General features: G+C 60.0%; 9 protein-coding genes. 4 read left to right on the plus strand and 5 right to left on the minus strand.

Annotation, left to right across the window (positions count from 1 at the left end; genetic code table 11):
- Nucleotides 1-99 precede the first annotated feature (99 nt).
- Entirely contained in the window at nucleotides 100-747 is a 648-nt protein-coding gene (locus CDV49_RS19660) for a DUF2243 domain-containing protein (protein ID WP_143413219.1), read from the plus strand.
- A gap of 197 nt (nucleotides 748-944) precedes the next feature.
- Here CDV49_RS19660 and CDV49_RS19670 read toward each other — a convergent pair whose 3' ends face one another.
- Genes CDV49_RS19670 through CDV49_RS19680 form a run of 3 tightly spaced genes read right to left on the minus strand, consistent with a single transcriptional unit; the run spans nucleotide 945 to nucleotide 3,307 of the window.
- On the minus strand, nucleotides 945-1,253 hold the full coding sequence (locus tag CDV49_RS19670; protein ID WP_035715231.1) for a hypothetical protein: 309 nt from the start codon (nucleotides 1,251-1,253) through the stop codon (nucleotides 945-947).
- A gap of 16 nt (nucleotides 1,254-1,269) precedes the next feature.
- Nucleotides 1,270-2,439: a zinc-dependent alcohol dehydrogenase gene (locus CDV49_RS19675; protein ID WP_035715228.1), complete on the minus strand. Its 1,170-nt coding sequence runs from the start codon at nucleotides 2,437-2,439 to the stop codon at nucleotides 1,270-1,272.
- Nucleotides 2,440-2,449: 10 nt separating this feature from the next.
- Entirely contained in the window at nucleotides 2,450-3,307 is an 858-nt protein-coding gene (locus tag CDV49_RS19680) for an SDR family oxidoreductase (RefSeq protein WP_035715226.1), read from the minus strand.
- A gap of 226 nt (nucleotides 3,308-3,533) precedes the next feature.
- On the opposite strand from CDV49_RS19680, the gene CDV49_RS19685 reads away from it, so the two are divergent.
- The 3 genes from CDV49_RS19685 to CDV49_RS19695 are packed head-to-tail and all read left to right on the plus strand — an operon-like array spanning nucleotide 3,534 to nucleotide 5,522.
- The gene (locus tag CDV49_RS19685) at nucleotides 3,534-4,259 is read left to right on the plus strand and encodes a hypothetical protein (protein ID WP_035715224.1); all 726 of its coding nucleotides are present in this window, start codon (nucleotides 3,534-3,536) and stop codon (nucleotides 4,257-4,259) included.
- On the plus strand, nucleotides 4,249-4,650 hold the full coding sequence (locus CDV49_RS19690; protein ID WP_035715222.1) for a phage holin family protein: 402 nt from the start codon (nucleotides 4,249-4,251) through the stop codon (nucleotides 4,648-4,650). The genes CDV49_RS19685 and CDV49_RS19690 overlap by 11 nt, the downstream gene beginning before the upstream one ends.
- Entirely contained in the window at nucleotides 4,647-5,522 is an 876-nt protein-coding gene (locus CDV49_RS19695; RefSeq protein WP_035715220.1) for a DUF3618 domain-containing protein, read from the plus strand. Before CDV49_RS19690 ends, CDV49_RS19695 begins: the two co-directional genes overlap by 4 nt.
- Nucleotides 5,523-5,599: 77 nt before the next feature.
- Here the strand turns inward: CDV49_RS19695 and CDV49_RS19700 are convergent, their stop codons facing one another.
- Nucleotides 5,600-5,779 carry a hypothetical protein gene (locus tag CDV49_RS19700; protein WP_035715218.1) on the minus strand — a complete coding sequence of 60 codons (180 nt, stop codon included), beginning with the start codon at nucleotides 5,777-5,779 and terminating at the stop codon, nucleotides 5,600-5,602.
- A 213-nt stretch (nucleotides 5,780-5,992) separates the two neighbouring features.
- The coding region (locus tag CDV49_RS19705; protein WP_088216976.1) for an integrase core domain-containing protein at nucleotides 5,993-6,216 on the minus strand (224 nt) is incomplete at its 5' end.

Here is a 6,216-nt window from a genome sequence, read left to right on the forward strand (position 1 = left end):
CTTCCAGATTGTCGCGCTATATCCAGTTCGTCGTGCGGTAGCGGACAGCTTCGGGCTTGCTCATGCCGAAACGCTTACTCTACCAGCCCCGCTGCGTGAATCCCCCGGCACGCAGAGTTTTGCAACAACGCCGATTGGAACGCGAATGTCTGGTTCTTGATCATGACCGATGGCGTGTTTCATCTTGCCATGTTCGCAGCGCTTATCATCGCCCTGTGGATGCTATGGCGCGGGGATGTGCGCCCTGAACGTTTGGCAGCAAACACGCTGATCGGCTTCGGGTCATGGCATGTCTTTGATGCCGTTTTGTCGCACGGCGTTCTGGGCATCCACCGCATCAAGGATGCTGCCGCGAACCCGCTGCTTTGGGATCTGGGCTGGGTCGCGGCCTTTGGGTTCGTTCCGATCGCCCTCGGGCTTCTTGCCCTACGCCGCCCTCCGCCCCCAATGCGCGGCATCCGTATCTTACTCCTAATGGCTGCAGTCGGCATGGGGGCACTCAACGCCGTTCCTATAGTTGAGCCCAAGGGGCCGGTAATCGTTGCCTTTGCGCCGAATACGAGTTTCGCCTCGATCACGCGCGCGGCAGAGGCGGTCGGCGCGAACCTCATCACCACAGACGCCTCGGGAGGCGTATGGGCGCTCGACATGCCCGAGGATGCGGAGTGGTGGCGGCTATACCTGCACGGGGCGGTCATGGTTGGACGCGGACCGGCGGCGGGCTGCCTTGCGTGGACGGAGGCGTGATGCAACGAAACTCAAACCGCGCATCGTTCACTTTCCACACCAGACCCCTCGGGCTTCATGCGGAGGTCGAGGTGACGCCCCTTGGGCTTCTGCCGATCGGCTGTCTCGTATCGGGGATATTGCTTGCGGTCGTCCCCATCGTCACGGCGGCCGGCAGGGCGAGCGCGCAAAAGACGCCCGCCCATTAGGGGGTCACCTCACGTCGGCGATCTCTCTCCGGTGTCGGCGAATGCCTTCCGGACCTTCGCGACTTCGCTTTCAGTGACATCCACGGAGATTTGAATGGACCCGGCGAGGGCGCCATCCGAACGGTCGTCGTCGCCCATCGCCGGTGAGGCATCGCCACCGGATTCTTCCGTCCCTGCCGAATTTTCGGGGCCCATTGCCTCGACGAACACATCTGCGCGGTTCAGGTCATGCTGCTGCACCAGATGTTCGACGGCACGGTCTGCGGCTTCGCGCGTGGCAAAGATGGCATTCACGGTCTTGGTTTTGTCTTCGGACATTGTCATTTCCTTGGGCTCAGGGGTTCAGCACGACTTTGATGCAGCCGTCCGCTTTGTCGCGGAAGGTCTTGTAAAGCTCCGGCCCATCTTCCAGCTTGCCTTTGTGGGTGATGACGAATGACGGGTCGATCCGCCCCTCCTCGATCAGGCCCAAGAGTTTGGGCATGTAGCGCTGCACCGGCGTCTGGGCCATGCGGAAGGTCAGGCCGCGATTGATCGCCGATCCCATCGGCATCTTGTCGAGGAACCCCGCATAGACGCCGACGATGGAAACGGTGCCGAAGTTGCGGCAGCACATGATCGCCTGACGCAGCACATGCGGGCGGTCGGTGCCCATGAAGGTCGCGACCTTGATCCTGTCGATTACCGCCATGAAGCCCGATGTGGTGTCTGGCTCGGTCCCGACTGCGTCGATGCAGGCATCCGCGCCGCGCCCTTCTGTGCGGGCCATGATCTCGTCATAGATGTCGGCCTCTGCAAAATCGAGCACCTCGGCGCCTGCGGCGGCGGCAAGCGCCAACCGTTCGGGCACGGTGTCGATGGCGATCACCCGCTCCGCCCCAAGGATGAAGGCCGACCGGATCGCCATCTGTCCGACCGGCCCGCAGCCCCAGATCGCGATCGTGTCGCCTGGTTTGATGTCGCAGAATTCCGCCGCCATATAGCCGGTCGGGAAGATGTCCGACAGGAACAGCGCCTGATCGTCGGAAAGATTCGACGGCACCTTGATATGGCCAACATCAGCATAAGGCACCCGCAGATATTCCGCCTGACCGCCGGAATAACCGCCCAGCAAATGCGAATAGCCGAACAAACCAGCGGGCGAATTGCCCCACATCTTCTTAGCCTTGTCGAAGTCGCGGTTCGACCTTTCGCACCCCGAGAAAAAACCACGTTGGCAAAAGAAGCACTCGCCGCAGGCAATAGTGAAAGGGATAACGACACGGTCGCCGACCTTCAGTTTGCTGGTGTCGGCGCCGACCTCTACCACTTCTCCCATCGTCTCGTGGCCGATGACGTCGCCATGCTCCATGCAGGCCATGACGCCGTCGTAGATATGCAGGTCTGAGCCACAGATTGCACAGGACGTCACCTTGATGATCGCATCCTTTGCGTCCTCGATCTGCGGATCGGGGACCGTCTCATAGCGCATGTCGCTTTTGCCATGCCAGGTAAGAGCCTTCATATCCGTCTCCTCAAATGATTGGCTGGCCGCCGGTGACGGCGATGGTTGCGCCCGAGGTGTAGCTGGACCGGGGATCGGCCAGCATCACATAGGCGGCGGCAAGTTCGGCCGGTTGGCCAGCGCGCTTGAACGGGACCTGCTCGCCAAATTTCGAGACCTTCTCCGCAGGCATCGTCGACGGGATCAGCGGCGTCCAGATGGGACCGGGTGCGACGCAGTTCACGCGGATACCCTGTTCGGCCAGCGCTTGCGCGAGGCCGCCCGTGAAGTTCTGTATTGCGCCCTTGGTTGTTGCGTAGGCCAACAGACCGGGGTTTGGCTTATCAGCATTGATCGAGGTGGTGTTGATGATCGACGCGCCCGCGCTCAAGTGCGGCAGGGCTGCCTTCACGAGGTAGAACATCGCATGGATATTGACCTTGAATGTCAGCTCCCACTCCTCGTCCGGAATGTCGGCAACGCTATCAAACGTCGCCTGATGGGCGGCGTTATTCACGAGTATGTCGAGGCCGCCAAGTTCGTTGACTGCCGTATCTATGATCTTGCGGCAATGCGCTGCTTCTTTGATGTCGCCTGGAACCAGCACTGCCTTGCGCCCCGCCTGCTCGACCAGACGTGCAGTGTCTTTCGCGTCTTCGTGCTCGTTCAAATACGAGATAAGAATGTCAACTCCTTCACGCGCGTAGGCGATGGCAACCGCGCGACCAATGCCGCTATCGCCCCCTGTGATGACGGCTTTGAGACCGGCCAGACGGCCCGACCCCGCATAGCTTTCTTCACCATGATCCGGACGCGGGGTCATCGCGCCGGTCGTTCCTGGCATGTCTTGCTGTTGTTCGGGATAGGGCGGTGTCGGATAATCGATCATGACGTCCTCGGTTTCCTTGAAACGCGCCGCGTTGCGGCACTGCCTTAAAGGAACTTGCTCTTCGATCCTGATGTTCCGGCTCAATTCTCCCGGCCATTCCGGGCTTCACGCCAAAGACGTCGATGATCGTGAATACCGTATAAGTCGCCCGTCTTAGTGAACCAGACCGGCCTGACGCCGTTGATCCATAGGAATGCCCGATGCGGGCAAATGGAGGAAACATGCGATGACCGATAACGAGCAAAACCGGACCGGCGACACCCAGAGACCTACCGAAGACCTAAAGGATGCCGCACGGCACGAGTACGAGGATGCGCGCCAACGTCTTTCGGGCCATGCCGAGCGTTTGAAGACCGAAGGCGCGTCAACGATCAAAACCGTCGTTACCGACGAGCTCGACCGCCGTAAGGCAGGCGTGGGCGCGGAATTCCGGTCCCTTGCAGAGACCCTTCGCAACGCATCCAAGGAACAGGCCGCGAAAGCCGAAAGCGGCATCGGTGCTGCTCCGTCATCCCTTCTTGGCCAAGGGGCGGATGTGCTTGAAAGCCTGAGCTCGGAACTTGACGGGCAATCCGTCAGCGATCTGACACGCTCAGTCTCTGCCTACGCACGCGCCAATCCGGCAATCTTCATCGGCGGATGTATTCTCGCCGGTCTTGCTGTCGGGCGTCTGCTGACTGCGTCGGAACATAAGAACGCAGATGGGTCTTCAAACCAATCTAACCCATATCGGCCGGGGCAGTATGACGATCGTCGCCGCGACGATAATACGCAGCCTCCGGCCTACCGGGCTCAGCGAGAGTCCGGATACACGGCGAGCCAGGCCCGCGATCCCGGCACCGAACCTCCGGTATTCGGCACACCCGGCAGCACGATGCGCGAGCCGTCCGGTGCCAGCGTTACGGATACTTCACCCGAGGCTCTGCGCCGGGAGGATAAGCATGGCCTATGACAACAGGGACTCTGATCCTCGCGGCATCGCGACACTGCTAAGCGACCTTGTCCGCGACCTAACCGAACTGGTGCGCAGCGAAGGTCGACTGGTCCGGTCCGAGATCAACGAGTCAGGCCGCAAACTCGCGGCGGGTGCCGAGATGCTTGCCGCTGGTGCAATCATCATGCTTCTCGCAGCGATCGTATTGCTTCAGGCCCTTGTCCTCGCACTTGCACACTGGGTCGGACCGACTTGGGCAGCCGTTATCGTCGGTGGCGTGCTGTTTGTCATCGGTGCCATCCTGATGGTCCGAGGCAAAAAGAATCTCTCCGTTTCCACCCTGCTTCCAGAACGCGCGGTCGAGCAGACCAGCCGCGACGCCAAGCTCGCAAAGGATCAACTCAAATGACCGACTCTCCCGATAAGATCGAAGCCGAAGTCGAAGCAAATCGCGCAAACGTCGAGAGTACTCTCGACGCTTTGAAGAGCCGCCTTTCGGTGGAAAATGTCGTCAATGATGCGACGCGGTTCGTCGGCATCAACGATGCCCGTGGCACCCTTGTCGCCGTAGGCCGAGAAATCCGTGCCGAACCCGTTGCCTTCGGTATGATTGGCCTTGGTCTCGCTTTGCTTGCAACCGGCGTAGCACGCAGAGAGCCACAGGATCCGCGTCTCCCGTATACACCGACCGGACGGACCCCGCAGCACGGTTACGACCGGACCGCTCGTTCAATGCAAGCTGGCTCTCCCGAAAAGGGGCTCGGAGACCGTATTCACGAATATTCCGATCAGGCCCGCAATGCAGCCTCGGACTATTCCTCGAAAGCGGGCGAAAAAGTTGCCGAGTATTCGGACGCGGCCAATCGTCGGCTGCATGACGCTCAGCATGCTGTTCATGAGGGCTACGATGCGGTGCGCGATCGAGCGTCCGACTTCCAGCGCCGGGCCGGGCAGCAGATGGAGTCTCAGCCGCTCCTGTTTGGGGCATTGGCGCTTGCAGCTGGAGCTGTCATCGCCGCAGCGCTGCCGAGATCGAGTGTCGAGGATCGCTGGGTAGGGCCGGCACGAGATCGCTTGTTGGATGAAGCCACAGACGTTGCTGCGAATTTAGCGGATCGTGGAACCGATGCCGCGAAAGCCGGCTATGCCGCAGCAGTTGAGACTGCGAAGGATGAGGGTCTCGTGCCTCAGGGCGGCGATACCATCGCATCCAAAGTCGAGCATGTTGTACAGGCCGCCGTTGCCGGGGCAAAGAGTAAGATCGACAAAGATCAGGCCTAGTTGCTTCCTTTACGTACAAGCAACAAATCTTAGCGCGGTCGGCATGTGCAGCTTACTTTGACGCTCCGGCCAAGCTTTTAAGGCGTGCTGACTTCGACATCTGGTGCAGCCACGCCTTGGGCCCCGGTAATAGCCGGAACTTGCTGGCTCGACATGTACAGAACCATCGCAGCAGCAACGCCGAAAGCTGCTGCGACAACGAAAAAGAACGCCTTCGCGCTACGCGGTTTATCACGCGTCGGGGCAATCTTACGCATGATTACTCTCCCCTTTTTGGTACCGACTTCCCCTTACTTGTTAGCGTCCGCGATATTCTTGAGAGGTTCGTCGGTGGTAACCTCCCCGCGGCCATCGTCGCGCTGATTGTGTTTCTTCGTAGCATCCTCCGCCTCAAGGGTCTGTGCGGGACTGACGGGCGTTTTGTCGACCTTTGAGCTACTCCCCATCTATTGGACAGGATCCGGCATAATTTAAGCTACTCGTTGCACCTGCTGATCGGGTTGATTGTTATCATTTCTCTGCCAATAGACCAGCGCCGGAGGCTGGCCGGCCAGGGCTGAATGAGGTCGCTGGTGGTTATAGAAGGTCATCCATTTCCGGATGGCCGCTTTCGTCTCCGATCCGGTCTCCCAAGCATGCAGGTAGACGCACTCGTATTTCAGGGTTCGCCATAGCCGCTCGATGAAGATGTTGT

The organism is Haematobacter genomosp. 1 (assembly GCF_002196855.1).
Taxonomy (GTDB): domain Bacteria; phylum Pseudomonadota; class Alphaproteobacteria; order Rhodobacterales; family Rhodobacteraceae; genus Haematobacter.

Coding starts and splice junctions, on each gene's coding strand:
- CDV49_RS19670 (WP_035715231.1), bottom strand. CDS start 1,253: ATGTCCGAAGACAAAACCAAGACCGTGAATGCCATCTTTGCCACGCGC.
- CDV49_RS19675 (WP_035715228.1), bottom strand. CDS start 2,439: ATGAAGGCTCTTACCTGGCATGGCAAAAGCGACATGCGCTATGAGACG.
- CDV49_RS19680 (WP_035715226.1), bottom strand. CDS start 3,307: ATGATCGATTATCCGACACCGCCCTATCCCGAACAACAGCAAGACATG.
- CDV49_RS19685 (WP_035715224.1), top strand. CDS start 3,534: ATGACCGATAACGAGCAAAACCGGACCGGCGACACCCAGAGACCTACC.
- CDV49_RS19690 (WP_035715222.1), top strand. CDS start 4,249: ATGGCCTATGACAACAGGGACTCTGATCCTCGCGGCATCGCGACACTG.
- CDV49_RS19695 (WP_035715220.1), top strand. CDS start 4,647: ATGACCGACTCTCCCGATAAGATCGAAGCCGAAGTCGAAGCAAATCGC.
- CDV49_RS19700 (WP_035715218.1), bottom strand. CDS start 5,779: ATGCGTAAGATTGCCCCGACGCGTGATAAACCGCGTAGCGCGAAGGCG.